The following is a 1,105-nucleotide window of genomic DNA, read 5'->3' as shown; positions in this document are numbered from 1 at the left end:
GGAACTCCCGCAGGTCCGTGGCTGCGGACCCTTGGAATCAACCGTCTAGTTGTGGCAACGCTGACCGTTGAGGTCGAGGAGCGCCTGCCGGAGCTTGCCGTCCACCACCCCGAAGACGAACGTCGCGTTCGGGTTGTTGTCGGCCTTGGCGACGTAGCTGTAGTTCGGCCCGATCGGCTCGAGGTTGGTGTACTCGGCCTTGAGCTTGGCCTCGGTCGCGCCCTTGCCAACGCCGTCGGACGACATGGCCGGTGTGAAACTGATGGTCACGACACCTTGAGTCTTGGAAATCCACGTGCGTTCTCCGGTGCCGAGGATTTCGTGGGTCGAGCACTCGGCATTCGGGTCGTCGTCCTCGTCCCTGCTGATCAGTCCGGTGTCGCGCGCCTGCTGCAGCGACATGCCCAGCTTGAGCTTGCCGTAGCCGAACGAGCCGATCACTGGCTTCTCCGGCGCCGCGGGCGGGTTCGTGACGGTCTGGGTCACGACCTCGGTCACCACAGGCGGCGCCGGGTTGGAAGTTGGCTGTGCGGAGTTGGAGGCCGCCGGTGGCGAGTCCTCCTTCGGCGACTGCGGAGTGGACGTGCAGGCCGCCAGAGCGAGAGCGGCGGCAGCGGTGACGAGGATGAGCGAGCGGTTCATTTCAGGTCCCCCCAGGACTTGTTGTTCGTCGTTGAACCAATGCGTTGGTACCCGCCGCACCCCCAGTGGGGCGGGTACCAACGGGGTCAGAGGAAAGCCATCGAGCAGTAGACGTCGTTCGCGCCGATCTTGATCTTGGTGACCTTGTCCGCCTCACCGAACCGCTCGTTGGTCAGTTCACCGAGGAAGGCGTAGTGGGCGTTGGCGTCGATGGACACCGACCAGCCGGCGCGGTACTCGGAGGCGGCAGGGTAGGCCTTCCGCACGTCGCCGAAGGTCGAGCCGACGCCGATGCCCTTGGACGTCTTGGCCTGCGAGGGCAGGGTGATGCGCTCGATGCCGTACTTCTTGGAGACCGCGATCCTGTCGTCGGCCACGCACTCGGCTTCGGCAGCGTTCTCCCAAGTCAGGGTGGTCAGGCCGGCGGCGCGGGCCTCCTCGAGCGTCATGCCCAGCTTGAGCG

General features: G+C 65.7%; 1 protein-coding gene and 1 pseudogene. Both read right to left on the bottom strand.

All coding sequences use genetic code 11. The features are described from left to right. Nucleotides 1-45 precede the first annotated feature (45 nt). Nucleotides 46-642 carry a hypothetical protein gene (locus UK23_RS48795; RefSeq protein WP_052684832.1) on the bottom strand — a complete coding sequence of 199 codons (597 nt, stop codon included), beginning with the start codon at nucleotides 640-642 and terminating at the stop codon, nucleotides 46-48. An 86-nt stretch (nucleotides 643-728) separates the two neighbouring features. Continuing rightward, nucleotides 729-1,105: pseudogene (locus UK23_RS52745) on the bottom strand (hypothetical protein); the annotation flags it as partial.

The sequence above is a fragment of the Lentzea aerocolonigenes genome (genome assembly GCF_000955955.1).
Lineage (GTDB): Bacteria > Actinomycetota > Actinomycetes > Mycobacteriales > Pseudonocardiaceae > Lentzea > Lentzea aerocolonigenes_A.
The sequence above is the reverse complement of the archived record's forward strand: the minus strand, read 5'-3'. Positions and strand labels throughout refer to the sequence as shown.

Coding starts and splice junctions, on each gene's coding strand:
- UK23_RS48795 (WP_052684832.1), bottom strand. CDS start 642: ATGAACCGCTCGCTCATCCTCGTCACCGCTGCCGCCGCTCTCGCTCTG.